The 16,424-nt window shown below is 67.1% G+C and carries 10 protein-coding genes; 7 read left to right on the forward strand and 3 right to left on the reverse strand.

The features are described from left to right. Positions 1-116: 116 nt before the first annotated feature. The 7 genes from cas3 to cas6e are packed head-to-tail and all read left to right on the forward strand — an operon-like array spanning position 117 to position 7,455. Complete coding sequence (gene cas3 / locus F9C11_RS17810) at positions 117-2,471, forward strand: CRISPR-associated helicase Cas3' (RefSeq protein WP_409185994.1); 2,355 nt, start codon at positions 117-119, stop codon at positions 2,469-2,471. After that, the gene (locus tag F9C11_RS17815) at positions 2,462-2,785 is read left to right on the forward strand and encodes a hypothetical protein (protein ID WP_409185995.1); all 324 of its coding nucleotides are present in this window, start codon (positions 2,462-2,464) and stop codon (positions 2,783-2,785) included. Before cas3 ends, F9C11_RS17815 begins: the two co-directional genes overlap by 10 nt. Next, positions 2,782-4,386 (forward strand): type I-E CRISPR-associated protein Cse1/CasA, encoded by a 1,605-nt coding sequence (gene casA, locus F9C11_RS17820; RefSeq protein ID WP_409185996.1) that lies wholly within the window; start codon positions 2,782-2,784, stop codon positions 4,384-4,386. The genes F9C11_RS17815 and casA overlap by 4 nt, the downstream gene beginning before the upstream one ends. Then, complete coding sequence (gene casB, locus F9C11_RS17825) at positions 4,383-4,964, forward strand: type I-E CRISPR-associated protein Cse2/CasB (RefSeq protein ID WP_409185997.1); 582 nt, start codon at positions 4,383-4,385, stop codon at positions 4,962-4,964. The genes casA and casB overlap by 4 nt, the downstream gene beginning before the upstream one ends. A gap of 18 nt (positions 4,965-4,982) precedes the next feature. Then, the gene (cas7e, locus tag F9C11_RS17830) at positions 4,983-6,113 is read left to right on the forward strand and encodes a type I-E CRISPR-associated protein Cas7/Cse4/CasC (protein WP_409185998.1); all 1,131 of its coding nucleotides are present in this window, start codon (positions 4,983-4,985) and stop codon (positions 6,111-6,113) included. After that, positions 6,110-6,817 (forward strand): type I-E CRISPR-associated protein Cas5/CasD, encoded by a 708-nt coding sequence (cas5e, locus tag F9C11_RS17835; protein WP_409185999.1) that lies wholly within the window; start codon positions 6,110-6,112, stop codon positions 6,815-6,817. The genes cas7e and cas5e overlap by 4 nt, the downstream gene beginning before the upstream one ends. Continuing rightward, positions 6,808-7,455, forward strand: a complete 648-nt coding sequence (cas6e, locus tag F9C11_RS17840) for a type I-E CRISPR-associated protein Cas6/Cse3/CasE (RefSeq protein ID WP_409186000.1) — start codon at positions 6,808-6,810, stop codon at positions 7,453-7,455. The genes cas5e and cas6e overlap by 10 nt, the downstream gene beginning before the upstream one ends. A gap of 1,599 nt (positions 7,456-9,054) precedes the next feature. Here cas6e and F9C11_RS17845 read toward each other — a convergent pair. From F9C11_RS17845 to F9C11_RS17855, 3 genes are all read right to left on the reverse strand, one after another. Next, positions 9,055-11,088 carry an RICIN domain-containing protein gene (locus tag F9C11_RS17845; protein WP_409186001.1) on the reverse strand — a complete coding sequence of 678 codons (2,034 nt, stop codon included), beginning with the start codon at positions 11,086-11,088 and terminating at the stop codon, positions 9,055-9,057. 70 nt (positions 11,089-11,158) lie between these two features. Continuing rightward, entirely contained in the window at positions 11,159-11,890 is a 732-nt protein-coding gene (locus tag F9C11_RS17850; protein WP_409186002.1) for a hypothetical protein, read from the reverse strand. Positions 11,891-13,063: 1,173 nt separating this feature from the next. Continuing rightward, the gene (locus F9C11_RS17855) at positions 13,064-16,186 is read right to left on the reverse strand and encodes an RICIN domain-containing protein (RefSeq protein WP_409186003.1); all 3,123 of its coding nucleotides are present in this window, start codon (positions 16,184-16,186) and stop codon (positions 13,064-13,066) included. Between the last annotated feature and the right edge of the window lie 238 nt (positions 16,187-16,424).

The following is a 16,424-nucleotide window of genomic DNA, read 5'->3' on the forward strand; positions in this document are numbered from 1 at the left end:
TGCGGGGTGGTGTCTGAACCGTCGGCCGCGAGTCCTGTATGGTTTTCGGCCTTGGTTCTTCGTGGGTTCGAAGTTGACGAAGGTGTGTGAGCATACTGCGCGCGAACGGTACACCGGTGATCGAACCGTGGGGGAAATCAGTCGGTCGTGTCGGCTGTCATCCGTTGGCGTGTCACGTGATCGACACGTTCGCAGTGGCTTGGCGTCTGGCTCCTCGGCTGGTTCGTGGCCGGTTGCGCGCGTCGGTGGAGGAATCGTTCTGTGCACTGGGGGACGCCTGGAGATGGGCGGCTTTTCTCTGTGCGTTGCATGATCTGGGGAAGTATTCACCGGCGTTTCAGTCGTTGAATCTTTCGCTGGCGAAGAGCCGGATCGGCGCGTGGGGGATCGACGCGGTCGAGTTCGTGGCGAAACCGGCCAAGGCGTCGGGTCGTGTTGATGCGCCTCACGGAATTATCACCGCGTTTCATCTTCGAAATATGCTGACAGAGTGGGGTGCGACGAAGGAAACCGCAGTGGGGATCGCGGCGATGCTCGGCGGGCATCACGGGTATTTCCCCGCGGATCAGGACGTGCGACAGGTGCGGGGAGAGCGAAACAGCCACGGACAGCGGACGTGGGCGGAGGCGCGGACGGGGATGGCGGTGGAGTTGGCCGGGTTGTGCGGGTTGCCGGATCCGCGGACGGTGCTGTGGGGCGAGGTCCGGTTGCCGTCGCCGGCCGCGATCGCGTTGGCGGCGTTGACGTCGGTGAGCGATTGGATCGCGTCCGACCGGGACAATTTCGCGTACACGCCGGACGACGTCGATCTCGATGACTACGTCGCGCACGCGCACGCGCAGGCGGAGAAGGCTGTCGCACGGCTGGCGTTGGACCCGTGGTCACCGCCGCGGGAGCTGGGGTTCGCGGCGATGTTCGGAGAGCCTCCGCGTCCGATGCAGCAGTTGGTCGAGCAGGTGGTCGGGGAATTGCGGGAGCCTGCGCTGGTGGTGGTGGAGGCTCCGACGGGGGAGGGCAAGACGAACGCTGCGTTGCAGGCGGCGGCGATGCTGGTGCGGCGGCTGGAGTTGGCCGGGTTCTACGTCGCGTTGCCGACGCAGGCGTCGAGCAAGCAGACCCGCGATGTCATCCACAAGATGCTCGGAAAGCTGGGCGACAACACCGGGGTGAGCCTGGTGCACGCGGGTGCGCGCGAGGTCCTCGAGCAGGAGGCGGTGATGCCGTCGGAGGTCGGTGTCGACGAGGGCGATTCCGCGGCGGAGGCTCAGGCTTGGTTGACGCGGAAGCGGAGTCTGCTGGCGGTGCTGGGCAGCGGGACGGTCGACCAGGCGTTGATGGCGGCGTTCCGCGGCGGTCATGTGTTCGTGCGGTTGGCGGGGCTGGCCGGGAAGATGGTGGTGATCGACGAGGTCCACGCCTACGACACGCACATGTCGACGCTGCTGCAGCGGCTGTTGGCGTGGCTGGGTGCGCTGGGTGTTCCGGTGGTGCTGCTGTCGGCGACGCTGCCGTCAGGGCGTCGGCGCGATCTTGTCGCGGCGTGGCAGGCGGGGGCGCGGGGATGCCGGCCGGACGAGATCCCGGAGGCTGCCTCGACCGCGGGGTATCCGCGGGTGACAGTGGCAAGCGCGACGGACTCGCCCCGCGAGCACGAAGCCAAGCTGTCGAAGCTGAACATCAATCGTGTCGTGCGTCTGGAGCAGATCGAAGACGGTCAGGTCGTGGACTGGGCGCTGGCCGAAGCCGCCAAGGACCGCTGTGTCGCTGTCGTCCAGAACATTGTCAAACGAGCGGTCGGCACCTACGAGAAACTGAAGGCGCGGATCGCGCAACTGCCTGAAGCGGAGCGGCCGTTGCTGCTGGTGATCAACAGGTCGTTGCCGCAAGCGAAGCGATCGAAGGTCGAGAAGAAGCTGCGCGAAATGTTCGGCGAGAAGGGGATCCGGCCGCGGCGGGCGATCGTAGTGGGCACGCAGGTGCTGGAGCAGAGCCTGGATCTCGACTTCGACGGGCTGCTGACCGACCTGGCTCCGATCGACTCGCTGTTCCAGCGTTTGGGGCGGGTGCACCGGCACCGTCGGGACGTGGACCGCGGGGAGCTCGTGTTGACGATCACCGGCGTGGCCGACACAGCTGCCGGGCCGCGGTTTCCTCGGTATCTGCACACCGTGTACGCGCCGGCCGTACTGATGCGCACCTGGGCGGTGCTGAAAGACATGACGACGATCGAGTCGTGGCCGAAGATGACCGAACTAGTGGAGGAGGTGTATGGGGACCGGGTCGCGTGCCCGGCGGGGTGGGAGCGCGAGTGGTCCTTGGCCGCGCAACGGATGAAGGCCGCCCGGCACAGAGATGCGAGGGCGGCCGGGATCGCGTGTCTTCCGTATCCGCACCGGGTGGATGAGTTGTTCGAGCTGACCGAACGGCCGGGACGTCGCCGCACGCGCAAGGGTTCGGGCGGGTGCCGGTGAACGGAGAGGACGAGACCGGGGGACTGTCGGTCCGGGTGGTGCTCTACTGCGGCGAGTCGGACGGCGCACCGACGCCGGTGTGCCCGGACAGCGAGGACCCGCTGGATTCGTCGACGGTGCTGACCGCTCCGGCCGGGGTTCCCGCGGCGGTGGTGCGGGCATTGCTGGCGACCGACGTGCCGGGAGAGTTCGCGCAGGACCCGTGGCTGAACCGGCATCGCGCGCTGGTGTTCGTCGACGGCCGCTGCCGGGTCGGGGGCCACGAGTTGCGCTATCACGACAAGTTCGGGGTGTATGCGAGCGAGGAGTCATGACGGCGTCGTTCGACCTGATCACCCAGCCCTGGATCCCCGTGGTGTACACCGACGGCCGCGACGGCGAGGTCGGGCTGGCCGAATTGTTCGCCTCGGCTCACGACATCCGGCGGATCACGGGGGCGACGCCGCCGATGACCGCCGCGCTGCACCGGCTGGTCTTGGCGTTCCTGCATCGTGCGTACGGCCCGGCACGCGCCCAGGACTGGGGCGATCTGTGGAAAGCGAAGACCTTCAACGTGGCGAAGGTCGGCAAGTACGCGACGTCGTCGGGTGCCTCGTTCGATCTGTTCGATCCGCAGCGGCCGTTCCTGCAGTGCCCGGGGCTGCCGGAGGCACGGAAGTCGACGGTGGCGAAACTGGTTCCGGATTTGGCGGTCGGCAACAACGTGACGCTGTTCGATCACACGGTCGCCGGCGACCGTGTCGAGCTGACGCCGGGGGAGGCGGCGCGGTGGCTGGTCACCGCGCACGCCTACGACCCGGGCGGCATGAAAACCCCCGCCACGAAGGTCAAATCGTCGAAACGGGCCCCGTGCAACAGTTTCGCGGTCGTGCTCGTGGAAGGCAGCACGCTGAAAGAGACCTTGTTGCTCAACGCGGCACGGCACGACCCGAAGGACCCGGTGGACGTGCCGGCGTGGGAGCGGCAGGTGCCGGGCGCGGAGCCGGACAAGCGCCGCAGCGACGGGTGGACCGACGTGCTCACGTGGCCCGCGCGCCGGGTCCGGCTGTTCCCCGAGACGCGCGACGGGACGACGGTGGTGGCGGAGGCGATCCTGAGCCCGGGCACGGAATTCGTCGACGACGACGTTCTCCCTCAGGTGGAGCGGATGGCGGCGTACCGCACGCCGCTGACCCCTGGTGGGCGGCCGAAGCCGGGTGCGCCGATGCTGCCGGTGCGGCTCTGGCTGGTCCGGGGCGCGTGGCGGCACAGCGTCGAACTGCTGCTCGTCGACCCGTGGAAAGAGGAGCGGAGCAAGCAGCGCCCGGTCGCGCTGAAGGACCTCGCCACGCATACCGAGCGGGGCCGGATCCCGGACGAGACCGTCTACACGTTGCGGATGTTCGGGCAGCAGCTGGACAAGAACGCCAGTGTCGTCGAAGCCTATTTCGAGGAAGCGGTCCCGGCCCCGGTCGCGCTGATCCGCGCCAGCAAAGGCAAAGGCAAAGACGACGGCGGAGAGAATCCGGTGGCGGGTCTGGTCGGCTGCGCGATCGAGCTGGCCGACGACGCCGGCGCGGCGCTGCGGATCATGCAGCGGGAGTATCACAAGGAGATGCGTGCGATTCCGGGCGAGTCGGTCGATCTTCCGTACTGGCCGGAGCTGCCGCGCCCGTTCGGCCGGTTCCTGCGCGAGCTCAACGCCGCGACCGCAGCCGGGCAGTCCGAGCGGCGTGTGATGGAGCGGTGGCAGCAGACGGTGGGATTGACGGCCCGCCGGGTCGCCGACGACTGGGCAGAGGGCGTCGCCGCGTCCGGCCGCAGCCTCCGCGTGCTGGGCAAGCACCAGACCGCGTTGCACAAGCGGCTGCGCGCCTTGTCGGGGCGGTTCGAGGCGCAGATCGTCAAGTACCTCACGAAGGATGATGCCGAGTGAGCGCACCCGTGTCCGAGCGCCGTGCGATGTTCGTCAAAGACCTCTACACGCTGCAGGGCGGTCTCGAGTCGCGCAACACCGCGCTGCGGTCCGCCAGCCGGCGGACGCTGGCCGGGCTGCGCCGCGGCCTGGCGGCCGGGCAGGCGGGGCTCGGGACGCACGAGATCGTGTTCCGCCACGACCCGCCCGATCCGGAACTGGACGCGTGGCTGCTGGTCGCCGGCCTGTTCGCGACCCACCCGAAAGGCGGTCGCGGTCGCGGCTCGCTCGGGATGGCTATGCACGCGCTGCAGGAGAAACGCGGCGATGCCGCGACGCGGCGATTCGACCAGCTGCTGCTGCGCGACCGCCCCGGGCTGCCGCACCACCTGCGGCAAGTCGTCCGGTTGCTGGCCTCGGACGGCATCCCGGTCAACTACGGCGTCCTGCTCGACGACTTGGTGACTCTCCTGGGCGAGGGATATCGGGGCGAGAGCGCCCACCGGGTCCGGCTGCGCTGGGCCCGCGACTTCCACACCGGCCCCCGGACCGCACCGGCTGCGGCCGAGCGGCCGTCCGCGACCGCGACGACTGAATAATTTCTCTTGGGAGACAACGTGATCATCGAGCTTCATCTGCTGCAGTCCTTCCCCGTCAGCAACCTCAACCGCGACGACGTCGGCCAGCCCAAGACCGCGACGTTCGGCGGCGCCACCCGAGGCCGGATCTCCAGCCAGAGCCTCAAACGCGCCGCACGCCTGCTGTTCGCCGAGCACGGCCTGGCGAAACACGAGACCGCGACCCGCACGAAACGCCTGTGCGACGCCGCCGTCGCACAGCTGGCCGAGCAAGGCCGGGACGCGGGCGAGGCGCGCAAGGTCGTCATCGCCGGGCTGGAATCGCTCGGGTTCGGCGTCGACCAGGTCACCGGCCTCACCGAATACCTCCTGTTCGTCGGCGCCGACGCCGTCGACTGCCTGGCCGGCTACTGCGACAAACGCTGGGACGACCTGCTCGCCGTGGCCGCGGCGAAAGAAGGAACCAAGAAACCGGCCAAGATTAAGCCGGATGCCGCCGCGCGCGCCGAGGCGGCGCGTCTGCTGGACGCGACCCGGGCCGCGGACATCGCGCTGTTCGGCCGCATGATCGCCGACAACAAAGACTTCAACGTCGACGCCGCCTCCCAGGTCGCGCACGCCCTCTCGACCCACGCTGTGGCACCGGAATTCGACTTCTACACCGCGGTCGACGATTTGAAACCCGACGGCGAGTCCGGCGCGGACATGCTGGGCACGGTCGACTTCAACACCGCCTGCTACTACCGCTACGCCAACCTCGATCTCGAGCAACTGCACGGCAATCTCGGGGGCGACGCCGATCTCGCCGGGCGCGCCGCGACCGCGTGGCTCGGCGCGTTCGTCCACGCCGTTCCCGGCGGCATGCAGAACACGACCGCCGCGCGCACCATGCCGGACACCTTCCTCGGCGTCGTGCGGGAACGTGGCGCCTGGAACCTCGCGAACGCGTTCCTCGCCCCGGTCGCCGAGACAGACTTGATGGCGGCCTCCACCGCCCGCCTCCTCGAGCACTACGGCAAGCTCCGTGGTTTCTACGGCAGCGACGGCATCCACACCGCCGTCGCTGCCTCGGCCACCGGCGACCTCCCGGAGACCGACGGCGTCGAGACCGCCGGCACGCTCGCCGCGTTCACCGCACGCCTGCTCGCGCCCGCGACGGCCGGCGTATGAACTGGACCTTGGCGCTGTGCATCGACGCGCCGATGCAGTCCTGGGGGCAGCGTTCCCGCGGCGTGCTGCGCGACACCGCGCTCGAGCCCACCAAGTCCGGGATCGTGGGACTGCTGGCCGCCGCTACCGGCGTCGCCCGCGACGACGAGGAGCGGATCGCGGAACTGGCCGCGCTGCGGTTCGGCGTCCGCGTCGACCGCGAAGGCTTGCTCGAACGCGACTACCACACCACCCAGAACGTCCCCACCACCTCCGGCGGCGGTCACCGCACCGTGGTCAGCGAACGCTACTACCTCGCCGACGCCCTGTTCCTCGTCCTGCTCGAAGGACCCTCGGATCTCCTCGCCCGCCTGGCCGACGCCGTCACCGCACCGCGGTGGCCGCTGTTCTTCGGGCGCCGCGCGTTCGTACCGACCCGGCCCCTGTTCAAAACGCTCGCCGAGCAGAGCCTCGACGACCTGATACGCGCCCACAAATGGCTCGAACACCCCGACCGCGCACAGACCGCGGCCGGGGACCGGCAGCGGCCGGGACTGCGCACGGTGATCGACTGCCCGCCTGATGACCCCCGCGCCGAACCCCGGCACGACGTGCCGTACTCCTTCGCCGACGGAGACCGCCGCTACGGACCGCGCACCGTGGCCGTCGACGAGGTCCCGTTGACCGACACGATGATCCCGTCCGAGGAAACTCGATGTTCCTGAGCAAACTCACCGTCAACACCCAGTCGCGCACCTTCCGCCGCGACTACGCCAACGTCCACGACATGCACCGCACCCTCATGTCCGCCTACCCCGAACTGCCCCAAGACAACGGAGTCCGGCAGGCACACGGCGTCCTCTGGCGGCTCGACAGCCTCCGCGGCGGCTTCGTGCAATACGTGCAAAGCCACACCGAACCCGACTGGGACAACCTTCCCGCCGGGCACCTCGCCTGGCCTGCCGAAGTCCGCCCCCTGCAACCCGTTCTCGACGCCGTCACCTCGGGCCGGCGCTTCACGTTCCGGATGGTCGCCAACCCGACCAAATGCGACGGACAGACCCGCAAACGCATCCCCTACCGGCAACCCGCCGAACAACTGGAATGGCTTATCCGCAAAGGCGAACAGCACGGCTTCGTCATCCCCACCGCCGGAAACGGCCAACCGGACGTCGCCGTGACCGGCGTCCCCACCATCACCGGACGCAAGAACACCACCACGAAAATCACCGTCGAAGCCGTCCGCTACGACGGACGGCTCGTCGTCACCGACACCACCGCATTCACCCAGGCCCTCGCAAACGGAGTGGGACGCGCGAAAGCCTATGGGTGCGGACTGATCAGCATCGCGCCAGCTGCCTAACCCGGGAACCGTCTTCGATCCGCGGAGACATGCCAGCGATCCCCTTCCCGGGATCGACGGCCGCACCGCTGGGTGCACCAGCAAGCGAACCGGCGGTTCCAGCCTGGACATGTGGGCATCGGCTGCTGAGGACAGAAATGTTCTCGAGCAAGGGTATGCCACTGCCTCCCACGCCGTCGGCACGACGTGCTGGACGTGAACCTGCACCACCATCACGTCAGCCCCGTGTTCCCATGACAGCAACGAGTTGCCGGAGGTCTTTCGCCGGGCGAAGAGTTCGGGAATCGGTGTCATATAAGGAAGAACAGATCTGCTTGCAAAGCAAGTGGCGGCGTCATCGACGGGCCAGTTCGCGACGGAAAGATCAACCACGCGCGCGGGGAAGACGACTCGTACGCGCTGCAGTGCGCGGTCTACCTGGGACCATCCCCGCTCGTGCGGGGAGAGCAAACTCATGTGGCTGACGGTGCCGGATGTGCCGGGACCACCCCTGCCACTCGCACGGGGAAGACAGGGCCGACCACAGCACCGAGCCAAGGAAGTGGGGACCACCCCTGCTCGCGCGGGGAGAACGAGGCTGTTCCGCTGGAGCCGCCCGCCGCGTGGAGACCACCCTCGCTCGCGCGGGGAGAACATGACCCGTTCCTTGAAAGCCCAGCCAGTGTCGGGACCACCCCCGCTCGGGCGGGGAGAACAACACGCTGGCGATGTAGCTGTCGGGCACGTCCGAACCACCCCCCGCTCGTGCGGGGAAGACCAGGTCTCGGCGAAACCCGCCGACCGTCCCCTGGGACCACCCCCGCTCGCGCGGGGAGAACCAGAAGCTCGCCGGGGGAGAGCGGCTGATCGAGGGACCACCCCCGCTCGCGCGGGGAGAACCGCGGCACGTCGTGCCCGCCGCTGCTGGATTGGGGACCACCCCCGCTCGCGCGGGGAGAACCAGCAGGCGGTCCTGACGTGCCAGGTGGAGCAGGGACCATCCCCGCTCGCGCGGGGAGAACGGCGACGTATCCGGAACGACCCTGTTCAAGTCCGGACCATCCCCGCTGGCACGGGGAGAACCACAGCAACCGGGAGTGGAACGGACGGCGACCCGGACCACCCCCGCTCGCGCGGGGAGAACGATGGCGGACAGGCGGTGGCATGCGGATCCGGGGGACCACCACCCCCGCTCGCGCGGGGACCACTTCTTGACCTGAGATTTTACCTGGAGTCGCTGGTTTTCATCCACTTGTGTCGAGAAGCGTGGACTGCTGGGGTCAAGTAGTTGGTCGCTGGCATTGGCCGTGCTCGTTGGCGAGGTCTGGTCCGTTAGCTGATGTCGTGCGGTGCAGGGCTTTGCGTCGGCGCTCCTGTTGTTCGCGTCTCGTTGAGAGGGGCGGTTGTTGCAGACCGGGTGACAAGGGTTATCGCGTGACGTTGGCGAGACTCGGACGGGTCCGGGCCGAACCGGGGACTTCCGAACCCGTGTCCGCAATCGGGAGTCTGACGAGGCTCTGACCGTGTTTTGCGCACTGTCCCCTGGTTGAGGCAAGGTCGTCGCGATGGAGGCCGTCGCCGATTCGTGGGCGATGGCCTCCACCGCTCTGTCTGGTGTCTCTATTGGACGACGGTGAGGGTCCAGCGTTGGTTGAGGCCGACGAGGTCCATCCATTGGTTGACGAGAGTGCCGTTGGCGGTTCCGCTGTTGTAGGCGTCGATGACCTTGCCTGTCTTGACGTTGCGCAGTGCGAGGGATCCGTTGGGTGCGGTGGTGAATTCCCATTGCTGCTCGATGCCGTTGTGGCAGGAGAACTGGGTGATGGGTGTGCCGTTGGCGATGTCGCCGCGGCTGAGGTTGAGGCATTTGCCGGAGTTGCGGTTCGTGAGCGTGTATTTGTTGTCTCCGAGGCTGCTGAGGTCCCAGAGTTGTTTGGGTGCGGTGGTTGAGCAGTCCCAGAGTTCGGTTGCGCGGGAGTCGGCGCGGGCGTCGCTGCCTACGCCGGAGACTTGGAGGCATCGTCCTGATTGGACGCCTTTGAGCTGGATGGTTTTCGCGGTGACGGTGGTGGTGCTGTAGGCGACGGTGCCGCCGCCTTCGCTGCTCCAGTCGATCCGTCCGTTGCGGAAGGTGTTGCGCCGTCCGTTCGGGAGGGCGAACTCGTCGCTGGTGGGGTAGCCCAGGAACGACTTCTCGGCGCCGAGCCCGGTCCATTTGGCGCGGATGTCGCCGTAGACGGCGTGGGCGCCGGTGGTGGGGTGGAAGTAGATCGCTCCGCCGGCGCTGGTGAAGTTGCTGAAGCGGCCGGCCCCGTCGGTTGTGGCGGTGGTGTCGGTGGCGGGGTAGCCGAGGATCCCGGTTTCGTAGCCGAGGCGGGCGTACGCGTCGTATACCTGGCCGTGGACGGCGACGGCTCCGGTGCCGGGGGTGTAGTAGATGGCGCCGCCGGAGAACCGCTGGACGCGGCGTCCGTCGGCGCCGAGGTTCTGCTCGCCGGACAGCGGGTGCCCGAGCGCGCCGGCTTCGTAGCCGAGCGCGGCGAACTTCTTGTGGATTTCGCCGGTGACCGCTACGGGCGTGGAGTTGGCCAGCCAGTAGATCGCGCCTCGCGTGAAGTGGAAATAGGAGATGTTGTCGGGACTGTGGATCATTTCGTCGGTGGTGGGATAGCCGAAGGTGTCGATGTTGCCGTGGTTGGCCCAGTAGCCGCCGATGCCGCCGAAGAGCAGGTGCGCGCCGGAGTCGGGGCTCCACATGATGTAGAGGTAGGTGTTGTCCGGGCGACGCAGGAACAGTCCCTGTCCGATGTTGTCCGGTGCCGCCCACTGGTTCTCCAGGGAGCCCTGCAAGGCTTTCGGGCCGCCCAACGAGAGGAGTTTGTCCAGTAGCGGTCCGTTGTAGACGAAGCCGACCCAGGTGTTCGCGCCCCGGTAGGACAGGTAGATCCGGCCCTTCTCGTATTCGCGGTAGCCGGTGTTGTCCGGGTCGAGAACGGCGTCGTGCATGGGTTTCCCGATGGCTTTGCGCAGCACGGGGCTTTCATTGTAGAAGCGGTCGATGGGATGCGGGGCCTGCGGGTCTTCGATGCGCCACAGGGGCGGGTAGTTGTTCACGCCGTTGGTGGCGCCGGGAAGCCAGAGGTAGCGGGTGCGGTCCCCCGCGGGGGCGAGCAGGACTGGTGCGCCTTCGTAGTCACCCCATTCCTGGACGCACCAGGTGGCCTTGGACTTGTACGCGGCGCTGCCGTCGCGGGTGGCGATGCCGGTCAGGGCGGTGACGCCCTCGCCGTTGCCGGTCCACACGAGGTAGTTGTTGGGGCGGGTGTTTGACTCGAAGGAATAGCAGCCCGGGTCGCCGAGCCCGGGCTCGATCTTCCAGGTGAGTTCCGGATGGGGGCCGGGCGACCAGGTGGTCAAGGCGGCGGAGCCGCCGGAGTCGGCGATGTAGTGGTCGGGGTCGGGCAGGATCGGGGTGCGCAGCGTCTGGGCGAGGTGCTGGTGCTGCCCCGTGCTGAGGAAGATCGCCCGGTCCACCGGGGTGCCGGCGAGCGCGGTGTCGGCGGCGGTGACGAGTGCGGGGTGGACTCTGGCCTTGAACGCGCGGGTGCGTATCTCGGTGATCGCGGTGATGTTCTCGTCGTCGCGCTTTTTCATCTCGCGGTCGTGGTCGCTTTGCCAGGCGGCCTTGGTTCCGGTGTCGACGTAGCGTTTCCAGTCCGCGGGGTCAGTGCTGAGCAGCGCCTGATAGGCGGCGGTGTAGACGTCGGTATCCCGGGGGGGCGCGTTTGAGGACCTCGCGCAGGAAGTTCTGGTCGGGCAGCGCGGCGATGGGGTCGTCGGTGGTGATGTTGATGCCGAGGGCGTAGTAGGCCGCGGTGACCCGTGCTTGACGCGCCTTGGCTTCGGTCTTCTGCGCCTCGGTCTTCGACTTGTCTTCGTCGGTGAGGCGGTCGAGGTCTTTCTGGTGCTCGGTGGCCAGGGTGGAGGCCAGGAAGGCCCACTGCTGCTCGGCGGTGCCGGCCAGGGCGGCGCGCGCGGCGGCTTTGACGGCGGTGTCGTTGTGGTCGTCGGCCTTGAGGTCCAGGTACACGATGAAGTCGTACACCGGCTTCGCCAGTTCGAGTTCGCCGACGGGGATTCCGAGCATCGCGGCAGCTTTGACTTTGGTCTCGCGCTCGAGGCGCCGCTGTTCGCGGCGGTCGCGGTCGATCTTCTGGTCCTCGTTGTTCGCCGCGGCCATCCCGGTCTTGATGAAGGCGGTGCAGGCCGTGTCCCCGCTGATGACCGAGGCGACTGCCTCTTCGCGCACTCGCTGGTGCAGGGGATCGAGGGGACGGGGCTTGTCGAGGTCGTCGGCGACCCGGTACATCGCGGAGACGAAGTCGCGGTCGGACAGGACCAGCAGTTCGGGCCCGGCGACGATCCCCAGGATCGCCGCCGCGTCGGCCTTTTCCACATCGGAAGCGTGTTCCGCTGCCGGCGCCAGCGGACGCGCGGACGGCACCGGGGCGCGGGGGAGCGGCGGCAGCTGCCCGGTGGGCAGCGCCGAGGCGGGTTTCGGCGGCGGGCTGGCGTCGGTTCCAGCAGGGGGCGCGGGTCTTCCGTGCGGCGTCCCGGCCGAACTCGGCGCTGGCTGCGTGGCCGCGACAGCGGACGGCGCGGGACATCCGATCACGGCGGCGGCGAGGCTGATGGCCACGAGATTCGTGAGCAATGGTCGTGAACGCTGCGGATGCGGCATGGGATGGAGGTTTTGTCTGGTCACGGATGCTCCAGCCTGGCTAAATTCGAACGAAAGAAGCAAATGCGCACACGCGCACGAGATGCATGAGCGCGATGGTTTTCACAAGGAGCTAGGATCACGTAAGCAAGCAAGGCTTTAAATACCTGTCAGCGGTCCGAGTGTTACAAGCATCGGGATTATATGTGATATAAATCGCATCTTGGATCAAGGTGGGTAAAGTCTGACAAATTTCTGATGTCGCGTAGTCGTGTGCACCCGGTGACTGAGCGAGTCGTGCCGTCGTAATTGATGATCGCTGGCCTCGGTGTGGCAACTCCGCTGAACGTCGCTGTGTCCACGGCTGTCGAAGCTGCTTCGCAAGAACTGACGAGTGCGGTTTCAGTGGCACGCGTTGCGGCATTGGGGAATCGCTGTGGTATTCGATGGCGTGCTATGTAGCGCCGGATTACGCGGAAATTCTGGTGCGTGTCGCCGCGTGGAATGTACTTCGTTCGGGTGCGGAAGCCGTTCTGTGGCAATTTGTGCTGACCGGGCTCTGTGGGGCGCGGGAACGCCCAAGCGAGCGCCGCGCGTAATAGGACCTTAGTCCAGTGGACCTTCAGCACCTACAACGCGACGTATTCAGCCGAGATGACGTGGCAGCGCACGCGTGCTGTCGGGCAGCGTCGCGGACCACGCGTGGTTCGCGATAGTCGGGTTCGCCGAGACGAAAGGTCGCGACACTGCGGTCGCGAAGCTGACGAGCGGGACCTGCCGGGGATCGCGAGCGGCGACCCGAACGCACTCGAACGACATGAAGCGCGGCGTCATCTCCCGCGCCACGAAGCGACGAGGGCCGGCCGCCGAGCAGAGTGTCGGCGACCGGCTCGTCAAGGTGTTGCGCGGTCAGACGGGGATGATGGTCCATTGCTGGTTGGGGTGGACGAGGTCCATCCATTGCTGGATGAGCGTGGCGTTGCCGGTTTGGTTCCCGGCGGCTTCGATGACTTTGCCGGAGGCGACGTTGCGGAGTGCGATGGCGCTGCCGGGGGCGGTGGTGATTTCCCATTGCTGGGGTGCGCCGTTGTGGCAGGTGTACTGGGCGATGTTCGCGCCGTTGTCCGCGCCTGCGGCGTAGAGGTCGAGGCACTTGCCGGAGTTGCGGTTTTTCAGGGCGTATTTGTTGCCGCCGAGGTCGACGACGTCCCAGATCTGTTTGGGTGCGGTGGGGGAGCAGTCCCAGAGTTCGGCTCCGGCGAAGTCGGCTTTGGCGTCGTTGCCGACTCCGGCGATCTGGATGCAGCGTCCGGACTGGACGCCCTTGAATTCGACGGCTTTGGCGGTGACGGGGACGAGGGAGTAGGCGATCGTGAGGCCGCTTTCGCTGCTGTAGTCGATCCGCCCGCCGGCGAAGGTGCTGCGGCGGCCCTTGGGCAGGGGCAGTTCGTCGCTGGTCGGGAAGCCGAGGAAGGACTTCTCCGCGCCGAGGGAGAGCCACTTGTCCCGAATCGCGCCGTAGACGGCGTGTGCTCCGGTGGCGGGTGACCAGTAGATCGAGGCGCCGTTGCTGAGGGTGAGGAATTCGCCCTTGCCGTCGGCGGTCTTGGCGGTGTCGGCGACGGGGTAGCCGAGGATTCCGGTTTCCTTGCCGAATTCCGCGTATTTGGCGCCGATGGCTCCGTAGACGGCCATGGCTCCGCCTGCGGGGGTGTAGTAGATGGATCCGCCGTCGAAGCGCTGGACGAGTCCGCCGTTGGAGCCGAACGGGGTGGCTTCGGTGACCGGGTTGCCCAGTGGTCCGCTTTCGTAGTTCAGCGCGGCGTATTTCTTGTGGATCTCCCCGGACACGATGCGCGTGCCGGTCGTGGCTTTCCAGTAGACGGATCCGCCGGTGAACCGGTTGTAGCGAGCTCCGCCGGTAGGCGATGGCGTTTCATCCGTGGTGGGGTAGCCCAAGGTGCCGTGGTTGTCATTCCACGTCTTGCCGATTTGGCCGTGGACTTCATGCGCACCGCTGGGCGGGCTCCAGACGACGTACATGAGGAGGTCGTCTCCTTGCCGCAATACCGGAATGAGCTGGCCCAAGGTGGAACCGGGCAAGTCGGGGTTGTAATTGGCATAGATGGTCTGCTGGAGCAACGACGATCCGAAGAGCTTGACGAGCTTGTCGAGCGCGGGCCCCTTGCTGATGGCGGAGGCCACCAGATGTCCCTTTTCGTGGGTCAGGTAGATACGGCCTGTCTCGTAGTCCCGGTAGCCGGTGACGTCGTCGTTGATGACGGGGTCGCCGACTGGTTTGCCGATGCCGACGTGCAGTTCAGGGATCTGGTTGTAGAGCCGGTCGAACGGATTGGGCACCTGAGGCTGCTCCGGGTACCAGGCTACAGCGTCGTCGGTGCCCCAGCCGGGTGTGGCGCCGGGGAGGTAGAGCCAGCCGCCGGGAGCGCTGACCGGGCTGATGACGACTCGCCGGCTGCTGACCGGGGGGTTTCTGACGCACCAGGTGGATTCTTGGCGGAACTTGTCGGTGTCGTCGGTCGGGTCGACCTGGACGTTCGCGTTGTTGCCGTCTAGCGGCTGGCGCCAGTGGAGGTAGGAGTTCGGCCGGACGGCGGATTCGAACGAGAAGCAGCTCGGGTCGCTGAGACCGCCGACCACTTTCCACTTCATCTCAGGATGCTCGCCCGGCGTCCACGAGTTCAGCGCGGCGGTGCCGCCCGAGTCTGTGATGTAGGAGTCGTAGTCAGGCGACTCGTAGGTCCGGAAAGACTGGTAGTCGTGTTGATGCTGGCCGGTGGCGACGAACCGGACCCGATCGACCGGGTTTCCCTGCAGTGCGGCGTCGGCTGCGGCGACGAGGTCCTGGTGGACCAGGCTCTTGTACGCGCGAGTGCGGATCACGGTGATGGCGGTGATGTTCGCGTCGTCCGTCTTCTTCATTTCTTTGTCGGTGTCGCGTTGCCAGGCGGCTTGCGCACCGGTGTCGACGTAGGCTTTCCAGTCGGCCGGGTTGGTGCTGAGGAAGGCTTCGTAGGCGGCGACGTAGACCTGGGTGTCCTTGGGCGCGCGTTTGAGGACTTCGCGCAGGAAGTTCTGATCGGGCAGCTTCGCCAGGTCATCGTCGACGGTGATGCTCAACTGCAGTGCATAGTAGGCTGCGGTGACCCGTGCTTGGCGGGCTTTGGCTTCGGCCTTCTGCGCTTCGTCGCGGGTGGTGTCCTCGTCGGTCAGGCGCTTGGTGTCTTTGTCGTGCTCGGCGATGATGCCGTCGGTGAGGAATCGCCATTGGTCCTGGGCGTTGCCTTTCAGCGCGGCTCGGGCGGCGGCTTTGACGGCCGTGTCCTTGTGGTCGTCGGCTTTGAGGTCGAGCAGGACGATGAAGTCGTAGACGGTCTTGTCCAGGTCGGTGTCGGTGACGGCGACGCTGATCACCTTGGCGGCTCTGGCTTTCGCTTCGCGTTCCTTGTTTTGCTGTTGGAGGCGTTCTGCGACGAGTTTCTGGTCGGCGGCGTTGGCGGCGGCCATGCCGGTCTTGATGTAGGCGGTGGCCGCGTCGCCGCCGGAGGTGAGCGCGTCGATGGCGCGTTCGCGCACGGTCTGGTGCAAGGGTTCGAGCGGGCGCGGCTTGTCCAGGTCGTCTGCGGCCCGGTACATCGCCGCGACGAAGTCTCGGTCGGACAGGATCAGCAGTTCGGGTCCGGCGACGATGCCCAGCAACGCGGCCGCGGTGCCTTTCTCCGACTCTGAGGATTGTCCGGCCGGTGCCGGGCCTTTGGCCGGTGCCGGGGTCAGGTCGCCACCGACGGCGAGCCGAGTGTCCCGGTTGCCGTTCCCGGGCTTGGACCCGGGCGGGTTCGCCGCAGCCGCCGGGCTTTCAGCGGAGGTGCCGGGACGGTGCGTGTCGGCGGCCGCGATGCTCGGAGCCGCCGCGGCGACGACGCCAACCGCGATAGCGATGGCAGCCGCGCGGGCAAGGCGCCGGTGCCGCGGTCTTGGGCGCGGAGCGGATAACGGGTCGGATCGTGTCACGAGACTCCCCCTGCCGAAATGAAATCGCACACCAGGAATACGCGCATGAACGCGCGACAAGAAATGATTCGATGCGCGTGAATTAACGAGCATCGAGGCGTGTAATCACACCTTTACTGAGAGTGTGATCGGTCTAGACCATGCTGGTGTTACAGCATGTGATGGTCGTCACATACACCCGTTCGAGGTGCGGTTTTCCTGCCATTGTTTCCACGTTCGGGTGATCCCGAGTGGAGGG

The sequence above is a fragment of the Amycolatopsis sp. VS8301801F10 genome (genome assembly GCF_046195355.1).
GTDB lineage: Bacteria > Actinomycetota > Actinomycetes > Mycobacteriales > Pseudonocardiaceae > Amycolatopsis.